Annotated in this window: 18 protein-coding genes; 4 read left to right on the forward strand and 14 right to left on the reverse strand. The window is 35.4% G+C overall.

Annotated features, from left to right (window positions below; translation table 11 throughout):
• Positions 1 to 268: 268 nt before the first annotated feature.
• Positions 269 to 1162: a nucleotidyltransferase-like protein gene (locus tag CD30_RS13650; RefSeq protein WP_036177954.1), complete on the reverse strand. Its 894-nt coding sequence runs from the start codon at positions 1160 to 1162 to the stop codon at positions 269 to 271.
• A 136-nt stretch (positions 1163 to 1298) separates the two neighbouring features.
• On the opposite strand from CD30_RS13650, the gene CD30_RS13655 reads away from it, so the two are divergent.
• Positions 1299 to 1649: a YgzB family protein gene (locus CD30_RS13655; protein ID WP_036177957.1), complete on the forward strand. Its 351-nt coding sequence runs from the start codon at positions 1299 to 1301 to the stop codon at positions 1647 to 1649.
• Positions 1650 to 1828: 179 nt separating this feature from the next.
• Here CD30_RS13655 and perR read toward each other — a convergent pair whose 3' ends face one another.
• From perR to bcp, 3 genes are all read right to left on the reverse strand, one after another.
• Positions 1829 to 2275 carry a peroxide-responsive transcriptional repressor PerR gene (gene perR, locus CD30_RS13660; RefSeq protein ID WP_036177959.1) on the reverse strand — a complete coding sequence of 149 codons (447 nt, stop codon included), beginning with the start codon at positions 2273 to 2275 and terminating at the stop codon, positions 1829 to 1831.
• A 178-nt stretch (positions 2276 to 2453) separates the two neighbouring features.
• Positions 2454 to 3398: a D-2-hydroxyacid dehydrogenase gene (locus tag CD30_RS13665; protein ID WP_036177961.1), complete on the reverse strand. Its 945-nt coding sequence runs from the start codon at positions 3396 to 3398 to the stop codon at positions 2454 to 2456.
• The gene (gene bcp, locus CD30_RS13670) at positions 3399 to 3869 is read right to left on the reverse strand and encodes a thioredoxin-dependent thiol peroxidase (protein ID WP_036177963.1); all 471 of its coding nucleotides are present in this window, start codon (positions 3867 to 3869) and stop codon (positions 3399 to 3401) included. It lies immediately after the preceding gene.
• Positions 3870 to 3987: 118 nt separating this feature from the next.
• Here bcp and CD30_RS13675 point away from each other — a divergent pair, with 118 nt between their 5' ends.
• Complete coding sequence (locus tag CD30_RS13675) at positions 3988 to 5283, forward strand: glutamate-1-semialdehyde 2,1-aminomutase (RefSeq protein ID WP_036177965.1); 1296 nt, start codon at positions 3988 to 3990, stop codon at positions 5281 to 5283.
• Between the two features lie 21 nt (positions 5284 to 5304).
• Positions 5305 to 6396, forward strand: a complete 1092-nt coding sequence (locus tag CD30_RS13680) for an FUSC family protein (RefSeq protein ID WP_036177967.1) — start codon at positions 5305 to 5307, stop codon at positions 6394 to 6396.
• Positions 6397 to 6460: 64 nt separating this feature from the next.
• Here CD30_RS13680 and CD30_RS13685 read toward each other — a convergent pair whose 3' ends face one another.
• The 9 genes from CD30_RS13685 to mutY all read right to left on the reverse strand — a co-directional run bounded on the left by CD30_RS13685 (position 6461) and on the right by mutY (position 16511).
• Positions 6461 to 7345: an ABC transporter permease gene (locus CD30_RS13685; protein WP_036177969.1), complete on the reverse strand. Its 885-nt coding sequence runs from the start codon at positions 7343 to 7345 to the stop codon at positions 6461 to 6463.
• A gap of 15 nt (positions 7346 to 7360) precedes the next feature.
• Positions 7361 to 8365: an ABC transporter permease gene (locus tag CD30_RS13690; RefSeq protein WP_036177971.1), complete on the reverse strand. Its 1005-nt coding sequence runs from the start codon at positions 8363 to 8365 to the stop codon at positions 7361 to 7363.
• A 106-nt stretch (positions 8366 to 8471) separates the two neighbouring features.
• A complete protein-coding gene (locus CD30_RS13695) occupies positions 8472 to 10097 on the reverse strand; it encodes an ABC transporter substrate-binding protein (protein WP_036177973.1) in 1626 nt (541 codons plus the stop codon).
• Positions 10098 to 10129: 32 nt separating this feature from the next.
• Positions 10130 to 11110: an ABC transporter ATP-binding protein gene (locus CD30_RS13700; RefSeq protein ID WP_036177975.1), complete on the reverse strand. Its 981-nt coding sequence runs from the start codon at positions 11108 to 11110 to the stop codon at positions 10130 to 10132.
• Positions 11082 to 12107 (reverse strand): ABC transporter ATP-binding protein, encoded by a 1026-nt coding sequence (locus CD30_RS13705; protein ID WP_036177977.1) that lies wholly within the window; start codon positions 12105 to 12107, stop codon positions 11082 to 11084. The genes CD30_RS13700 and CD30_RS13705 overlap by 29 nt, the downstream gene beginning before the upstream one ends.
• Before the next feature lie 374 nt (positions 12108 to 12481).
• On the reverse strand, positions 12482 to 14227 hold the full coding sequence (locus CD30_RS13710; protein ID WP_036177979.1) for an ABC transporter ATP-binding protein: 1746 nt from the start codon (positions 14225 to 14227) through the stop codon (positions 12482 to 12484).
• Between the two features lie 235 nt (positions 14228 to 14462).
• Positions 14463 to 15005: a nucleoside tri-diphosphate phosphatase gene (ntdP, locus tag CD30_RS13715; protein ID WP_036177981.1), complete on the reverse strand. Its 543-nt coding sequence runs from the start codon at positions 15003 to 15005 to the stop codon at positions 14463 to 14465.
• A gap of 205 nt (positions 15006 to 15210) precedes the next feature.
• Entirely contained in the window at positions 15211 to 15378 is a 168-nt protein-coding gene (locus CD30_RS20335; RefSeq protein ID WP_170215844.1) for a hypothetical protein, read from the reverse strand.
• A 71-nt stretch (positions 15379 to 15449) separates the two neighbouring features.
• Positions 15450 to 16511, reverse strand: coding sequence for an A/G-specific adenine glycosylase (gene mutY / locus CD30_RS13720; RefSeq protein WP_036177983.1), 1062 nt, complete (start codon positions 16509 to 16511; stop codon positions 15450 to 15452).
• Positions 16512 to 16629: 118 nt separating this feature from the next.
• On the opposite strand from mutY, the gene CD30_RS13725 reads away from it, so the two are divergent.
• Complete coding sequence (locus CD30_RS13725; protein WP_036177985.1) at positions 16630 to 17613, forward strand: metal-dependent hydrolase; 984 nt, start codon at positions 16630 to 16632, stop codon at positions 17611 to 17613.
• Positions 17614 to 17662: 49 nt separating this feature from the next.
• Here the strand turns inward: CD30_RS13725 and CD30_RS13730 are convergent, their stop codons facing one another.
• Entirely contained in the window at positions 17663 to 17938 is a 276-nt protein-coding gene (locus CD30_RS13730; RefSeq protein WP_036177987.1) for a YfhJ family protein, read from the reverse strand.
• Between the last annotated feature and the right edge of the window lies 1 nt (position 17939).

Raw genomic sequence — 17939 nt, forward strand, 5'->3', positions numbered from 1 at the left:
AGAAACGTTTAATTCATTAACGTTTTGTTGTTCAGTTTTCAAGGTTCATATCTCGCTATCTGTTTTTTCAGCGACTTCTCTAATATATCATTTATCTATTAACTCGTCAACACTTTTTTGTTAAAAAGTTATTTCCGAAAAACAAAATGATTTAGATGTTTTATCGACTTATCTTAGCGACGTTGATTATCTTACTATACAAATCATATAGAAGTCAACACTTTTTGGAAAATTAATTTATATTTTATTTTAAATAATCCTTGGACCTTTATAAATCATATTTAGATTCTACAAGTTCTTTATCTACTCTATATAATCGATGTTGTATCAATTCATTTTTCGATTCAACTTGCTCGACTCGAATAAACCCTTTATCGATTAAGTATTCGACAAAAACTTCTAAATCACCTGAGTAAAATTTCAATTCATTATTCGTATGTAATTCTTGAACAGTCCATACATCTTTTTTCAACATCGTCTCTAATATATGCTGGGCACCCTCATGTGTTCTTGAATTTATCATAAATTCAATTGCTAAAAATAAAAGCTCCAATTTCTTTTCTAAGCTTTCTTTACTAAAAACAAGTTCTTCATATAACTTGTAAATTTGTGGTTCAATTTTTTTCACCTGCGACCATACTGTTACCTCAGGATATAAGCCTTTATCAATGACGGAAAGACTTGCTAGATGATGTAATGACTCAATAACGTTACTATATGCATCTAAATAATTTTCTCTATTAAATAATTCCTTCCCTTCAAGCGTACGACGAATTAACTTGGCAAACTGTATACCTGTTTTTATCTTGCGACCAAAGAAGGGGTGTTCCTGAAGCTTAGATCTTAATTTTACTAGATACTCGTTACGATCGAAGAGAATTTTCCCATGAAAAATCCAATCTACCACTCGTTTTTTTGAACCGATAAATAACCATTTATTCAATGTTTCTTCTTTCACAACATGCATAACCATTTTTTGATTTTCGTGCAAATAATGTTTTGTAAAAACAGGCACTTCTGCTTCTCGCACGATAATAAATAGCACTGTATCAAAAGTATCGGTTATATTTTCTGCATCCTCTACCTTTTTAACAATTATGACTCCTAGCGTATCTGGTTGACTTGCACGTTCTTGATAAATGGGACGTAGTATATGTTCCATTAAAAGTCCTCCTATTATAAATAAAAAAGTAAGTTATCAATTCGACATAATAAACGAGATTCCTTCTCAAATGTTTCACATTACTACGATAACGTTCTATGTTATAGTAGAATGGAAAGTTGGGAGGCAGTCAATTATGAAGAAATATACAAGTAAAATAAATAAAATTCGTACTTTTGCACTTTCGCTTATTTTCATTGGATTTGTAATTATGTACGGTGCTATATTCTTCCGTGAAAATCAGGCACTTGTAATTATTTTTATGGTATTAGGCTTAATTTGTATCATTGGTAGTACTGCGGTTTACGCTTGGATTGGATTGCTGTCCACAAGAGCAGTTCAAGTTGTTTGTCCAAATTGCGGAAAACATACGAAAGTACTTGGTCGTGTTGATATGTGTATGTATTGTAATGAACCATTAACTTTAGATCCAACTTTAATTGGTAAAGAGTTTGACCAAAGATATAATACTAAAAAGAATAGATAAAAAACAAAACTAATCCTTTTACTTAATCAGAGGGATTAGTTTTTTATTTACTTATTGAGAGATTAAAATCCTTTAGCTTAAACTTTTGATTCTGTAATTTACCTAACAACTAAGTTATAAACAATGGAAATTTTATAGTCTTTAAAAATCAAAAAACCTAGCGAGCTCTTGCTGCTAGGTTAATTTGCTTTTCTATCTACATTATCAACGCAATCTGGACAAGTGCCATACACTTCAAGACGATGTGAATTCACTTGGAAACCAGTTACATGAGATGCGAATTGCTCCACTTCATTCAATCCTGGATAATGGAAGTCAACGATTTTACCGCAACATTGACAAATCATGTGATAGTGATCATTCGTCACAAAATCAAAACGGCTTGCAGTATCCCCATATGTTAACTCTTTTACTAATCCAGCCTCACGGAATACACGCAAATTGTTGTATACCGTTGCTACACTCATATTAGGGAATTTACCTTCAAGCGATTTATATATTTCATCCGCTGTTGGGTGATTCATTGATTCTATTAAATATTCTAAAATAGCATGACGTTGGGGAGTAATTCTAACACCTGTTGTCTTTAACGTGTCTAGAGCATCCTTTAAATGCATTTCAGACATCGCCATGCACCTCTTTTCTAAAAAATTCTTATCTAATAATTGTTATAATTAGTGTACTTCCTAAAACCGTTGATTGTCAATATTTCCGTGCTTTTTACAAATAATTTACTCTCATTTTCAATAAATATTCATTATTTTTTAAAAAACTTAAGATTTACAAAAAAATTATGTTTTATCCTTAATATCCACGAAGTATGTCCATTTTATTTTCTAAATTCTCATCACCATTTAGCCATTTTCTTAAGCTTGGTTTAAAAATCTCAAAACTTCTTTCTAAATAGCGTGATGAATGACTTGAAAAATGTGGTGAAATCGTTATATTGTCTAATTCCCAAAGTTTGCTCGAGCTTGGTAATGGTTCTTCTTCAAATACATCTAATACAGCATGTAAAATCAATTGCTCTTCCAACGTTTTAATCAGTACATCTGTTGATACAAGATCGCCACGTCCAAAATTTAAGAATATTGTATCCCTACGCATTTGTTTAAAATGCTCATACGTTAGTAAATGTTTAGTTTCAGGAGTACTCGGCAAGATAGAGATCACAATTTCTGCTCTTGGTAATACTGACATTATATCCTTAATTTGATATGTTTCATTCATATAAGGTACGTCGTCTCCGCTACGATTACATCCTATAGTATATACTTCAAAGGCCTGTAATAGTCTTCCGATTTCTTCGCCAATGGCTCCTGGTCCTAGGATTAAAGCAGTACTTCCATTTAATTCAGTAGGACGCGTGTCTTTATTCCATTCCCCTTTTTGCTGATTTTCATAGATGAATGGAAGTACTCGTTTTATAGCTAATATATGAGCTAAAATCGATTCTGCCATTGGCTTTTTATGAATGCCGCGCACATTGGAAACCAAAATCCCTCTGTCATGTATCGCCTGATGTGGCATTTTCTCCACTCCAGCAGAAACGACAAAAATCCATTTTAGATTTTTTGCCAATTCAATTCTTTTTTCATTTAAATCTTCTCCATAAGTTACTAAAACATCTACTCCGCTTAATTCATCTTCCTTCAGTTTTCTATGAAACACAAAGTCTATGTTTGGAAATTCTTCAACGAGAGGCTCACGTAAATCCGGTCTTGGTTCAAATGTAAAATAAATTTTCACTTACTTCTCTCCTCCCTTTATCGTCTCTAGTACTTCATCTATATGATTTTTCACTTTAACTTTTCGCCATTCATTTACAATTACACCTTCTTCATCGATTAAAAATGTAGAACGCTCGATGCCCATATACTCACGACCATACATTTTCTTTAATACCCAAACCCCGTAGGCTTCAGCTACTTGATGGTCGTCATCGACAAGTAATGAAAAAGGTAAACCATATTTTTCAATAAATTTTATATGGCGCTCTGATGAATCACCACTTACTCCTAAAATTACAGCATTTAATTTTTCAAAAGATTCATGGTGATCTCTGAAATCACAAGCTTCTGTAGTACAGCCCGGTGTCATATCTTTTGGATAAAAATAAAGAACAACCTTTTTCCCACGAAAATCGCTTAAAGTCACCTGTTCACCTTTTTCATTTAACAATGTAAAATCTGGTGCTTTTTCATTTAATAAAGTTTGCATATTTATTCCTCCCCTTTCGATTATCGTACAGAACTCTCCTAATAGTTTCAATTTCTTTGCCACTTTTATGTAATTAAGGCTACAATGATATTGAAATATCAATATTGGAGGATTTCTCATGAATCATACAAAATCTGAAAAAGTATATAAAGAAGCGCTCGAACATATCGTAGGTGGTGTAAATAGTCCATCACGTTCTTATAAAGCGGTTGGTGGTGGAGCCCCAGTTGTTATGGAAAGAGGACAAGGAGCCTATTTCTATGATGTTGATGGAAACAGGTACATCGACTATTTAGCTGGTTATGGACCTATCATCACTGGTTTCGGTCATCCACACATTGCACAGGCAATTTCCCATGCAGCACAAACTGGTGTGCTTTTCGGAACACCTACTGAACATGAAGTTGCATTTGCCAAAATGTTAAAAGAAGCTATCCCTTCACTTGATAAAGTACGTTTTACTAATTCAGGTACAGAGGCAGTTATGACCACTGTCCGTGTCGCCCGCGCATTTACAGGTCGTACAAAAATCATCAAATTCGCTGGATGCTATCATGGACACTTTGACCAAGTATTAGTTGCTGCTGGTTCAGGACCTGCAACTCTTGGTTCGCCTGATTCCGCTGGTGTTCCTGTAAACGTTGCTACTGAAGTCATTACAGTTCCTTTTAATAACAAAGAAGAATTCCAACTAGCTATGGATCAATGGGGAACAGAAATTGCAGCCATTTTAATTGAACCAATCGTAGGTAATTTCGGGATGGTTATGCCGAACCCTGGTTTCCTAGAATTCGTTCATGAGCTTGCAAAAGAAAATGGTGCTTTAACAATACACGATGAAGTTATTACAGCATTCCGTTTCCATTACGGTGCCGCACATGATTTACTTGGATTAAAACCAGACTTAACTGCATTTGGTAAAATTATCGGTGGAGGCCTGCCAATCGGAGCATATGGTGGTCGCAAAGAAATTATGGATACTGTTGCACCACTTGGACCAGCATATCAAGCTGGAACAATGGCAGGTAATCCAGCGTCAATGTTAGCCGGTATCGCATGTTTAGAAGTATTAAAACAACCTGGCATATATGAGGAAATGGATCGTCTTGGTGCGATGCTTGAAAAAGGCATTATAGAAACTGCACAAAAACACGGTGTTACTATTACTGTAAATCGTGTTAAAGGCGCTTTAACTGTTTATTTCACAAATGAAAAAGTAGAGAACTACGAACAAGCAAAAAATTCAGATGGTGAAAAGTTTGGTCGCTTCTTTAAGCTAATGCTTGAAAAAGGAATCAATCTTGCTCCATCGAAATACGAAGCTTGGTTCCTAACAACTGAGCATAAAGAAGAAGACATTATTGAAACAATAGAAGCTTGTGATTATGCTTTTTCTCAACTTTCAAAACAATAGAAAGAGAGGGCTGCACATTCTATGCAACTAGGTGCCCGAGTATTAAAAACGGGTGTGGCGATTGTATTTGCATTATTTTTAGCAGAATTAACTAATCTACCATCACCAGTTTTTGCAGGTATTGCTGCAATCTTTGCAATTCAACCATCAATCTATCGTTCCTATTTATCAATCGTGGAACAAATACAAGGAAATTTAATTGGTGCAGGAATTGCTGTTATTTTCGGTTTACTGTTTGGTCATCACATCGTAGCTATAGGTATTGCTGCTATTATTGTGATTGCTTTAATGCGTAAATTTAATCTTGTAAGCTCCTTATCCTTAGCACTTGTAACTCTTGTTGCGATTATGGTTTATGAAGGGGACAGCTTCTTAGAATTTGGTGCGATACGGTTTATTACTGTTATGATTGGTGTATTTGCAGCATTCGTAGTAAATTTAGTATTCCTTCCGCCCCGTTATGAAATTAAACTTTTTACAATGATTGACTCATTACAGGATGATATCATTCGTTGGACACGACTTGCTATCCGAAGTGCAGCGGAACATATATCGACGAAAAATGCACTTTCTAAATTTGAAAAGCGGCTATCTGATGTTGAGAATATGTATGGTTTTTATAAAGAGGAAAGACATTATCGTAAAAGTAAAAGAAGAACTCAAGCACGTAAACTCGTTATTTATCGACAAATGATTACGACAACAAAGAAAAGTATTGAGCTTTTGCAACGTATTCATAAACATGAAAATGAAATGAGTAATTTACCAGAATCATTTCGTTTAGTAATTCAAGAACGGCTTGATTATTTATTAACCTTCCACGAGCAATTATTGTTAAAGTATACTGGAAAGCTGAGGCCAGAGCATTCTCAATTAAATGTAGATGAGGGGCGCTTAAATCGCTCGGAGGTTATTAACGAGATTATCAAGCAAATTACGTTAGGAAAAACTGAAGTAGAAGAGGAAGAATTCTCTTCATTCCATCTATTTTATATTTTTTCAAGAATATTAGACTATGAAGAAAACCTGACTCATTTGGATACACTTATCGTTTCATTCCGTAACTATCACGGACAAGAAAAAAACCCAGATTTAGAAGAAGATTTTTATTAAAAATAGGATGCTTCCATCAACAATTTTGAATTGATGGGGCATCCTTTTACCTTTGTTTACTACTTTAATTTTTCATTTTCGGATCTAGTGCGTCCCTTAACCCGTCTCCCATTAAATTAAATCCAAGAACAGTTAACATAATAGCAAGCCCAGGAAAAATCATTGTCCACGGCGCAGTCATAAGGAATAAACGTGCGTCTGATAACATTTTCCCCCATTCAGGGTTTGGTGCTTCTGCTCCTAATCCTAAAAAGCCCAACGCTGCTGCTTCTATAATTGCCGTCGCAATAGCAAGTGTCCCTTGAACAATAACAGGTGAAAAGGAATTCGGGAGTATATGTCGCCATAATATTCGCGAATCTTTCATCCCAATTGCTTTAGCAGCAACAATATACTCTTCTTCCTTTACACTTAGCACCCTTGACCTTATAAGACGTCCAAAATTCGGCACATTGACAATTGCAATGGCGATTAACGCATTTTGAAGAGACGGACCTAACATGGATACTACTGCAATTGCTAAAAGAATACTTGGGAATGCTAGCATAATATCGAAAACCCTTGAAATAACCGTATCAATCCAACGCCCATAATACCCGGCAACGATGCCAAGGAAACTGCCTACGATTACAGATAGAATAACTGCAAAAAATCCAACTGCCAAAGAAATTCTAGCACCATGAACAATGCGTGAAAAAATATCTCTACCGAAATCATCCGTACCAAACCAATACTCACTCGAAGGTGGCAGAAGCTTTAAACTAAAGTCTTGTTCATTAATACCTTGAGGTACAAAAAAAGGACCTATTAATCCAAGGAGAATGAAAAATATAACGATGCATGTTCCAACAATTGCGACTTTATTTTTCAAAAAGGTTTGCCACGCTTCCTGCCAAGGTCCTTTTACCTTCTCCTTTTTTGTTGTAAGTTCAATAGATTTCGAGACCATTTAAACATCCACCTCCTAGTTATATCGAATGCGCGAATCGATTGCAGAGTATAGGATATCGACAAAGAGGTTAATCATTACAAACATAAAGGCAACAACTAAAATTCCAGATTGAATCACTGGGTAATCACGGAATCCAATTGCTTCGTATATATACCTTCCTATCCCCGGCCAACTAAATATTGTCTCCGTTAGAATGGCTCCACCTAACAATAACCCTGTTTGTAGACCGATTACTGTTAAGATTGGGATAAGTGCATTTTTCAACGCATGCTTATAGACGACTTTGACCATTTTTTGTCCTTTTGCCCTTGCAGTTCGAATATAATCTGAACGCATCACTTCTAACATCGAAGAACGAGTCATACGAGCGATTATTGCCATCGGAATCGTCGCCAGTGCAAGTCCTGGTAAAATTAGGTATTTGATAATTGTTAAAAACTGATCAAAGCGACCTTGAATAAGTGTATCTACTAGATAGAAATGTGTGATTGCTTCTACAGGGGCTCGTACATCCTCACGACCTGAAGTCGGTAACCATCCTAAGTTTATACTGAACGCCCATTGCTCCATTAATCCTAACCAGAAAATAGGCATAGATACCCCAATCAATGCAATAATCATTGCTAAATAATCAAACCATGAATTTTGAAACCATGCTGAAATAATCCCTGCATTCATACCGATAACAACTGCAAGAATCATCGCAAACAAAGCCAATTCAATCGTTGCAGCCAAATATGGCCAAATTTCTGTAACAATAGGTTGTTTTGTACGAAGTGACTCACCTAAATCTCCAGTTAACAAACCTTTTAAATATTCGAAGTATTGAATGTACCAAGGATTATCAAGTCCTAATTGCTTACGGAGTGCTTCTATTAACTCAGCGGAAGCCTGTTGACCTAAAATAACTCTTGCTGGATCTCCTGGAATTGCTCTAATGATTAAAAAAACAATGAATGTCATGCCAAGTAATACTGGTATTAATTGAAGGCATCTTCTCCCTATGTAAGGAAGCATATTCTCCACCTCTCAATTCTTTGGAATGAAGGTGAGGGAAGGCAAGACACCTTCCCTCTATACTTGTAGATATTTGTGATTTATTAATCTTTTATTCTTTTATCTGCTATTGAATTGAAACATTCTTTAAGCTTTCAGATCCTGTAGGGTGTGGGTAATAATCAGTCACACCTTTCTTCCCTGCTAATAATGGTATAGAGTGTGCTAATGGTACCCAAGGCGCTTCTTCAAAGATAATTTCTTGGGCTTGTTTATACAATTCATTACGTACCTCTTCATCAACTTCTGATTGAGCTGATAATAAAAGATCATGTACTTCATCATTAGAATAGTAAGCGTAGTTGTTACTTCCAATATTGTCTTTGTCTAATAATGTGTACAAGAAGTTATCTGCGTCTCCATTATCACCAGTCCATCCTAATAAGAATGCATCAAATTCACCCTTATTAGCTCGATCTAAATAAGTCGCCCAGTCAACACTTTGTATTGAGGAAGGGATACCTACATCTTCTAAGTTCTTTTGGATAGCTTCAGCAATTTTTTGTCCATCTGGCATGTATGGACGTGGAACAGGCATTGCCCAAAGTTCAATTGGCGTGCCATCATATCCAGCTTCAGCTAGTAATTCTTTTGCCTTTTCAGGATTATATTCATATCCAGTAATTTCATCATTATATCCACTAATCGAAGATGGCATTGGGTTTACCGCCACCTCTGCAAGCCCTTCATAAAACGCATCGACGATTGCTTGTTTATCGATTGCATGGTTAACTGCTTGACGAACTAACACATTATCAAATGGCGGACGAGTATTTGTTAACCCTAAATAACCTATATTCATGGATGGACGTTCTATTAATTGTAGGTTTGCATCGCCTTCAATAACAGAAACATCTGATGGATTAATTCCATCTGCTAGGTCAATTTCACCCGCTAATAGTGCATTTAAACGTGCTGAATTTTCAGGTATTGCACGGAAAATAATCGTATCTAATTTTGGTAGGCCCTCTTGCCAGTAATCTTCATTTTTTGCTACCGTAATCGAGTCATTACGTTTCCATTCAACAAATTTAAACGGTCCAGTTCCAACTGGGTTATCACCAAATGCGTCACCTGCAGCTTCAAACGCAGTTGGGGAAGCAATTCCAAATGGACTCATCGCAAGGTTTTTAAGGAATGGCGCTTGAGGACGACTCAATTTAAAGACAACAGTATAGTCATCTTCAGCTGTTACCTCTTCAATAATGTCTTCACCATTTGCTTTAAACATTGAATGGAAGTAATAGAATTTTTCTTCTGCCCCACCCTTCCATCGTTCAATATTTTTCACAACCGCCTCAGCATTAAAATCTGTACCGTCGTGGAACTTGACACCTTCTTCTAATGTAAACGTATAAGTTAATCCGTCTTCACTAACTTCCCATTCTTTAGCTAATCCAGGATGGACAGTTGTATCTTGCTCACCAAATTCAAGTAAAGTTTCAAAAATATTTTCTGTTACTTTAAATGATTCACCATCTGTTACGATAGCTGGGTCAAGTGAAACAGAATCTCCCCCTCGACCAAATACTAATACTTGCGGTACTGATTCATTTGTTTCCTCAGTTTCTTCATTTGTTTGTTCTGTAGTGTCTTCCGGTTCAGTCGATTCACTTCCGTTACATGCTACAAGTAAAAACACAAGACATAGTACTAGCAATAGCCACAAAGACGAAATTTTGTTTTTCATCATTTTCCCCCTTCGGATTTTCAACTTCTTATATGTCATTGCTGCGGTTCATTATATAAATGACACGCAACAGAGTGACCACTTTGAACTTCTACAAATTTAGGGATTTCAATTTTACACTTATCCATTACATATGGACATCTTGAATGAAAAGAACAACCTGTTGGTGGATTTGAAGGACTTGGGATATCCCCTTTTAGGAGTATCTGTTCTCTATTAAACTCAGGATCTGGTATCGGGACTGCAGAAAGTAGTGCCTGTGTATATGGGTGTAACGGTTCTCTATACAGGGATTCACTATCAGCAAGCTCTACCATTCTTCCTAAATACATCACTCCTACTTTGTCAGAGATATGTCTAACAACCCCAAGGTCATGTGATATAAAAATATAAGTTAATCTCAAATCTTCTTGTAGCTTTTGCATTAAATTTAATACTTGGGATTGAATCGAAACATCTAAAGCAGATACTGGTTCATCAGCAATTATTAACTTTGGATTCGTCATTAGAGCACGGGCAATACCAACGCGTTGTCTTTGCCCACCACTAAACTGATGAGGATAACGTTTTGCATGGTGTACACTTAATCCAACAATCTCCAGTAATTCATGCACCTTCCGTTTTCTTTCGACAGAAGACCCTATACCGTGAACAATTAATGGCTCTTCTAGAATTTTCTCAACGGAATGGCGAGGATTTAATGATGCATAAGGATCTTGGAATACCATTTGGATATCCCTTCGAGTATTTCTCATTTCTTTTTTTGATAAGGTGGAGAGCTCTATCCCATCAAATTTTATTGAACCTTCTGTTGGCTCTATTAATCTCATAATTGTTCTTCCTGTTGTAGATTTCCCACAACCAGATTCACCTACAATGCCTAACGTTTCTCCTTCACGAACCTTAAAAGATAGATCATCAACAGCCTTAACATAAGATTTATTTACTGAAAGCACCCCTGTATGAATGGGAAAGTACTTTTTTAAGTTAGCTACTTCCAACAATACTTTCGACATTTGAAAATCCTCCTTTCTCTTCAAGTAAAAAGCATCTTGCTCTATGGCCCTCTTCAGCATTCACTTCATAAAGGGATGGATTTTCATTCGCACAACGTTCCATCGCAAATTCGCAACGAGAGGCAAAGCGGCAACCTACTTCTATTGATCCTGGCTTCGGGACATTTCCCGGAATTGAATACAGTGTGTCTTTTTTATATCGCATATCTGGAACGGACTTGATTAAGCCCAATGTATAAGGATGCTGTGGATTCTTAAAAATCTCATGTACATTTGCTTCTTCGACAATTTGACCTGCGTACATAACAATGACTCGATGACAGGTTTTTGCCACAACCCCTAAATCATGTGTAATTAATAAAACCGCCATCTGCAATCTATCATTTAATTCCTTTATTAATTTCAATATTTGAGCTTGTATTGTTACATCTAAAGCGGTAGTCGGTTCATCAGCAATTAATAATTTCGGATTACATACTAAAGCCATCGCAATCATTACTCTTTGTCTCATACCACCAGATAATTGATGGGGGTAATCCTTCATCAATTCTTCTGGACGAGGTAGGCCGACAAGCTTCATCATTTCAATTGCCTTGGATTTTGCTTCTTTTTTTGACCATTTTTTGTTATGCAACAAAATTGCTTCAATCAATTGATTGCCAATTGTAAAAAGTGGATTTAATGATGTCATTGGTTCTTGGAAAATCATCGCAATATCATTCCCACGAATTTTTCGCATTTTTCTTTCGGAAAGCTTTGTTAAATCCACTTTGTTAAATGAGATTTCACCTGAAGTAATCTTCCCTGGAGGAGATGGAACTAATCCCATAATTGATAATGAGGTGACACTTTTCCCACAACCTGATTCACCAACAATACCAAGAATTTCTCCGTCAAATACTCGGAAATTTATTTTATCAACAGCTGGTACTTTTCCTTCGCTTGTAAAGAAAGTTGTTTCTAGGTCCTTTACTTCTAACAGTACGTTTCGTTCCATTAAATACCTCCTAGAATTGTTTTTATATTAATAAAACTATTTCCAACATCATTTACAGCTGCCTGTCTCTATTAACTTCTAATTTTTATGTTTAAAATTTGTAAATTATTCCTATTTTTATGTAAATCTTCTCGACAAAATTCTATTTTAGTCGAATATACTCGTTATACTTTTTTCTTTAATATAAGAGTCCAATCTTTCATCTATCTATTCGTTATCGAAATTCTTGTCTATTTATTTTTTCTATCTGATCCATACCAGTTTAGTAGTTTCCCATTCACGCCAGTGATTTTTCGCAAAGTTTAAAATAAAAAAGAAATCTAATAGTCAATGAATAACTAATTAGATTTCTTTTCCTAATAAAGTGATTGTATTTAATTTAGTTTCTGTATTTGGAATAGGTCATGATAAATTCCTTGTTTTTGCATTAATGTTTCATGGGTGCCTTCTTCCACTAATTCACCATGATCAATTACAAAGATTTTATCTGCATGAGTTATTGTAGAAAGACGATGCGCAATGATGATTGTTGTTCGATTATGAGCTAGACGTTCAATGGATTCCTGAATAAGTGCTTCACTTTCTAAGTCAAGGGCAGAAGTCGCTTCATCCAATACTAATATAGGTGGATTTTTCAAGAAAACACGAGCAATTGCAACTCGTTGTTTTTGTCCACCGGATAGTTTAACACCCCGTTCCCCGACTTTTGTGTCGTAGCCATTTGGTAGTGACATGATGAAGTCATGGGCATTTGCTGCCTTTGCCGCCTCAATCACTTCCTCATCCGTTGCATCAGGTCTACCCATTAATATATTTCGCTTAACTGTATCACTAAATAGAATGTTATCTTGAAGTACAATTCCGATCTGTTCCCGCAAGGAATGGATATTAACATCAGAAACATTCATTCCATCAATTTTTACTGCACCGCTTGTCACATCATAAAAACGCGGAAGTAAACTTACAATGGTTGATTTCCCTCCACCACTCATCCCAACAAAAGCGGCTGTTTCTCCCGGTTTAATATGAAAGCTAATGTTATTTAAGATGGTATTACCTTCTTTTTCATATTTAAATGTTACTTGATCGAAATCTACTTGCCCTTTTACAGAAGAAATCGGCTTTGCATTCGGCTTATTTTGGACATCATATTCCTCATCCATTAGCTCAAACATACGATCCATCGAAGCGATAGACTGGGTTAAGGTTGTAGATGAATTGATCAATCTTCGCAACGGACTGTAGAGCCGTTCAATATACCCCATAAAAGCAGCCATTGTTCCTACAGATAAATGCCCATTAATAGCTACAAAACCTGCAAAACCAATAACTAAAAGAGGTGCAATGTCTGTAATTGTATTAACTACTGCAAAGGATTTCGCATTCCAAACGGTATGATCTAAGGAACGATCTAAAAATTCGCCATTTTCTTTATCAAAGATTTTTTGCTCATGTTTCTCAAGAGCAAAGCTTTTAATAATACTTATACCGCTAACCCGTTCATGTAAATAGCTTTGAACACCTGCTAACGCCTGTGATCGTTTGCGTGTTAAATCTCTTAGCTTACTGAAAAAGTATTTTACACTTATTGCAAATAACGGTAATGAAATAATGGCTATGATTGTTAGCTGAACGTCCATCGTTAGCATAATTGCGATAACAATCAAGATTGTCGCCATATCTAACCATAAGTTCATTAATCCGATCATTATAAAGTTTTTCGTCTGTTCGACGTCATTTATTACTCTTGAAATAACTTCTCCAGCACGAGTATTGGCGTAATATTTCAAGCTTAATTTTTGCAAATGACCGAACAATTCTTTTCTAATATCAAACAATACTTTGTTCCCAACATGCTGTGCAAAGTATTGACGATAATATTCAATCGGTGGCCGAACGATGAAAAATACAATAATTGTTCCACCTAACCAATAAAATAATTGGGTCATTTTTTCTTCATAAGATAATGACTCCTCTAAAATAATATCGTCAATGACAATCTTAGTTAGGAATGGAATAAATAAAGGAATTGCAAATTTTAATATACCGATTCCAATTGTTAATAAAATTTCCCATCGGTATGGTTTCACAAATCGCATATAGCGTCTTATACTGCCCAAACTACCTGTTCACTTCCTTTGTTTCACCGCACAAATTTTATGTTTTGTGCGGGTAACTAAAAATATACCATAGAAATTGAATGTTTTATTGATTCACCTTTCATAAATCAGATGTTTTTATAGAATAACCGTTACTATCAAGAATAGGCAGGAGCAAAATTTTCATTAACAATCTGGGTTTTACGAGCATTCGAAAGGGTGTCCAGAATCAACAGCCTGGACACCCCATTCTTAGTTATTCATTTTGCATTTCTTTGTTAAATAGATAGCGATTCGTCCAAACTTCGATAAAGTCAGGCGCAAAGGGTCCTCTTCTTTGTTTTATCCAGCTTACTAACTTATTCACATTACGTTTCAATATTTTATCTATTACTTCTGGATAACTCATTTCCTTTTTGTGCTGATCATACTCATCTTCGTCCAGTAATGTATATGTCATATCGGGAAATACTTTAATATCGAGGTCATAATCAATATATTTTATCGCATTATTATCAAATATATAGGGTGAACTCATATTACAGTAGTAGTAAACTCCATCTTCACGTAACATACAAATAATATTGAACCAATGTTCAGCGTGGAAATAGCAAATGGATGGTTCTCTCGTTAACCATGTTCGTCCATCAGATTCCGTAACAAGGGTCCTTTCATTTGCACCGATGAATATATTTCTCGTTCCTTTTAACACCATCGTCTCCTGCCAAACACGATGAATTTTTCCATTATGTTTATAGCTATGTATTTGTATCGTTTCTCCTTCTAACGGTATTGCCATAAAAAAGCCCACCTTTTTCAATTGCTCAAATTAAATAAATAATATCCCAATTATATTATAGCAATGGATTGAGAAAACTTGTAGTTAGAAGAATACAAAAAAAGAAGAAATATCCGATAGCGGAATTTTTTTAAAATAAAAAATTAAGGTATAGACAAGCGTCTATACCTAATTTTATTACTTGAAATTTGATTTGACTAAACGATTAATTGTTATTGTTGTTGTTTTGTCGGTTGTTATTGCGTTGGTTGTTTTGTTGCTTTTGTTTTTGATTTTGAGCTTGTGCAAAATCTTGATCTACTGCAAACTCTTCGTTTTGGTTGTTGTTATTGTTGTTGTTATTGTTGTTGTTTCTGTTATTTTGTTTTGCCATTTCAAATTCACCTCCGTGATAAATATTGTTGACTGTTGAGACGGAGATTATTCGTAGCAAGTGAAAAAAAATCATTTCAGAATATTCAAAATCCTTAACATTGGCACAGACATTGGAAGCTTTGTTATTTCATCAATTGAATAGAAATTAGAGTCTTTTGGAAGCTTTGATGTCTTTTGGACTTGTACTAGGTGACAATCCATTTCCCAAGTTAAATGGGAAAAAACATGCTTAAATTTCAATAATTGATCATTTAAAAAATCCGTGATATTCAAATCATAACTTTTTTGAAAAATTTCATATGATTTTAATATGTTTTCTTTCTCTATTTCAATCATTGGGAATTCCCACATGTTTGCAAGCAATCCTTCGCTTGGTCGCTTTTGCAAAAGATATTTTCCATCTTCATCTATCGCAATGTATATGTCATATTTAATTTTTTTGTTCTTTTGCTTTTTTGATTTAATCGGGAGCTCCTCTGGTTTTCCTTCTTGAAAAGCTAGACAGTATTCTCTGACTGGACATAGTAAACATTTTGGAGAAGTTGGTGTACAAATTTGTGCACCTAAATCCATTAACGCTTGATTGAAGGAGCCAGGATCCTTTTTAAAAATCAATTGTGTTACAGCTTCTTCAAAAACCTTTTTCGTTTTAGGAAGAGCGATGTCTTCTTTTATATGTAGAACTCTACTTAAAACACGCATAACATTGCCATCAACCGCATGTTCAGGCTCATTGTAAGCTATACTTAATATGGCACCAGCTGTATATGGACCGACACCTTTTAATTTTGTAATATCGTGACGATTATTAGGTACTTTGCTATTATATTTTTCAACCACTTCACGTACGCCTGTTTGTAAATTACGGGCTCTTGAATAATAGCCTAGACCTTCCCACATTTTTAAAAGTTCTTCCTGCGGGGCATAGGCTAATGATTCTAGCGTAGGGTATTTATTAATAAAACGGTGGTAATAAGGTATTACAGTATCAACTCGTGTTTGTTGTAACATGACTTCTGAAACCCATATTTTATAAGGATCAGTTGTATGTCTCCATGGTAAATCACGTTTTTCTTTGTAGTACCAGTTAACAAGAGTTGAAGAAAATTCTCTGATATATGGATATTTCACGACATCCTCCTTAGTTTCGATTGATTTTGATGAAAATAGGGTATAATTAATTAAAGAAAATTTATCCATATTAATAAAAGTAATTCCAACCTACCTCCGATTTAAGGAGTTGATACAATTGGACTCAGGCACACATTTGGTAATGGGCGTCGCTTTGGGTGGATTAGCATTAGTAGACCCAGTTGTCGCGAATAATTCAATGACCTTTGGTGCTGTGATGGCAGGTACTCTTCTTGGTTCACAAGCGCCTGATATTGACACTGTATTAAAACTAAGAAATAACGCTGTATATATTCGGCATCATCGTGGTATTACCCATTCAATACCAGCAGTTATTTTATGGCCTTTAGCAATTACTGGTCTATTATCATTAATCGTACCCGATGCAAACGCCTTTCATATATGGCTTTGGGCTTTTTTAGCTGTATTTTTACATGTATTTGTTGATATATTCAATGCATATGGAACACAAGCGTTGCGACCTTTTTCAAAGAAATGGGTAGCTCTCGGTGTCATTAATACATTTGACCCTTTTATCTTTGGTATACATTGTGTCGGCATTGTACTTTGGGTATTTGGAGCAGATTCAGTTATTACTTTTGGGCTGATGTATATCATTATCATCCTTTATTATTTCTCAAGATTTGCAGTGCAGGCTGCAGTAAAACAAGCAGTTCGAAATACGATACAGGATGAGGATTTTGTTATTGTTGCTCCTACTATGCGTTTCTTTAACTGGAGAGTTGCTGCAAAATCTAAAACCCATTATTACGTTGGTAGAGCTTATGGGCGTACAGTGAATATACACGATAAAATTGAAATTCACCCAATACCTAAAACACCGTTAGTGGATAAAGCATTGTCAGACTCAAATTTAGCGGCTTTCCTTTCTTTTTCTCCTCTATATAATTGGGAGATTTCAGAACTACCCAACGGATTGACAGAAGTACGTTTAATCGATTTACGCTATCGTAGTAATGATCGTTATCCTTTTGTCGCAGTCGCGCATGTGGATGAAGAATTAAACATTGTGAATTCCTATACAGGTTGGATATACAGCGAAGATAAACTTCAAAGAAAACTACAAATTGGCTCAAGCTAACAAAATTTTAAGAGTTGCCTTTAATACGGCAACTCTTAATTTTCACCTCTTAATGGGTTTGCTCATCGCTTTCTTCCAAAAATTTCGCATATTTTGGGTTACGCCCTGCAAATTCGTGAATTTTATCTCCATAGCTTTCAATCCATTGACGAATAATTCGTTGTGTGTACTCAAATCCACGGTATGGATATCCAGCTTTCGCATAAGTTGTTTCAAAATCTGACCATAATAGCTCAATCCATGTTTTTGCTTTACCAACTGTTAGATTAGGATTTTTATTTACTAATTCCTGTGTTAGTTCTTCGATGATTCCGTTTACATCCATA

Source organism: Ureibacillus massiliensis 4400831 = CIP 108448 = CCUG 49529 (genome assembly GCF_000772965.1).
GTDB classification, from domain to species: domain Bacteria; phylum Bacillota; class Bacilli; order Bacillales_A; family Planococcaceae; genus Ureibacillus; species Ureibacillus massiliensis.

Bases quoted from the DNA above. Each gene is read 5' to 3' on its own strand.
- CD30_RS13650 (WP_036177954.1), bottom strand. From the start codon at position 1,162: ATGGAACATATACTACGTCCCATTTATCAAGAACGTGCAAGTCAACCA.
- CD30_RS13655 (WP_036177957.1), top strand. From the start codon at position 1,299: ATGAAGAAATATACAAGTAAAATAAATAAAATTCGTACTTTTGCACTT.
- perR (WP_036177959.1), bottom strand. From the start codon at position 2,275: ATGTCTGAAATGCATTTAAAGGATGCTCTAGACACGTTAAAGACAACA.
- bcp (WP_036177963.1), bottom strand. From the start codon at position 3,869: ATGCAAACTTTATTAAATGAAAAAGCACCAGATTTTACATTGTTAAAT.
- CD30_RS13675 (WP_036177965.1), top strand. From the start codon at position 3,988: ATGAATCATACAAAATCTGAAAAAGTATATAAAGAAGCGCTCGAACAT.
- CD30_RS13680 (WP_036177967.1), top strand. From the start codon at position 5,305: ATGCAACTAGGTGCCCGAGTATTAAAAACGGGTGTGGCGATTGTATTT.
- CD30_RS13685 (WP_036177969.1), bottom strand. From the start codon at position 7,345: ATGGTCTCGAAATCTATTGAACTTACAACAAAAAAGGAGAAGGTAAAA.
- CD30_RS13690 (WP_036177971.1), bottom strand. From the start codon at position 8,365: ATGCTTCCTTACATAGGGAGAAGATGCCTTCAATTAATACCAGTATTA.
- CD30_RS13695 (WP_036177973.1), bottom strand. From the start codon at position 10,097: ATGATGAAAAACAAAATTTCGTCTTTGTGGCTATTGCTAGTACTATGT.
- CD30_RS13700 (WP_036177975.1), bottom strand. From the start codon at position 11,110: ATGTCGAAAGTATTGTTGGAAGTAGCTAACTTAAAAAAGTACTTTCCC.
- CD30_RS13705 (WP_036177977.1), bottom strand. From the start codon at position 12,107: ATGGAACGAAACGTACTGTTAGAAGTAAAGGACCTAGAAACAACTTTC.
- ntdP (WP_036177981.1), bottom strand. From the start codon at position 15,005: ATGGCAATACCGTTAGAAGGAGAAACGATACAAATACATAGCTATAAA.
- CD30_RS20335 (WP_170215844.1), bottom strand. From the start codon at position 15,378: ATGGCAAAACAAAATAACAGAAACAACAACAATAACAACAACAATAAC.
- CD30_RS13730 (WP_036177987.1), bottom strand. From the start codon at position 17,938: ATGGATGTAAACGGAATCATCGAAGAACTAACACAGGAATTAGTAAAT.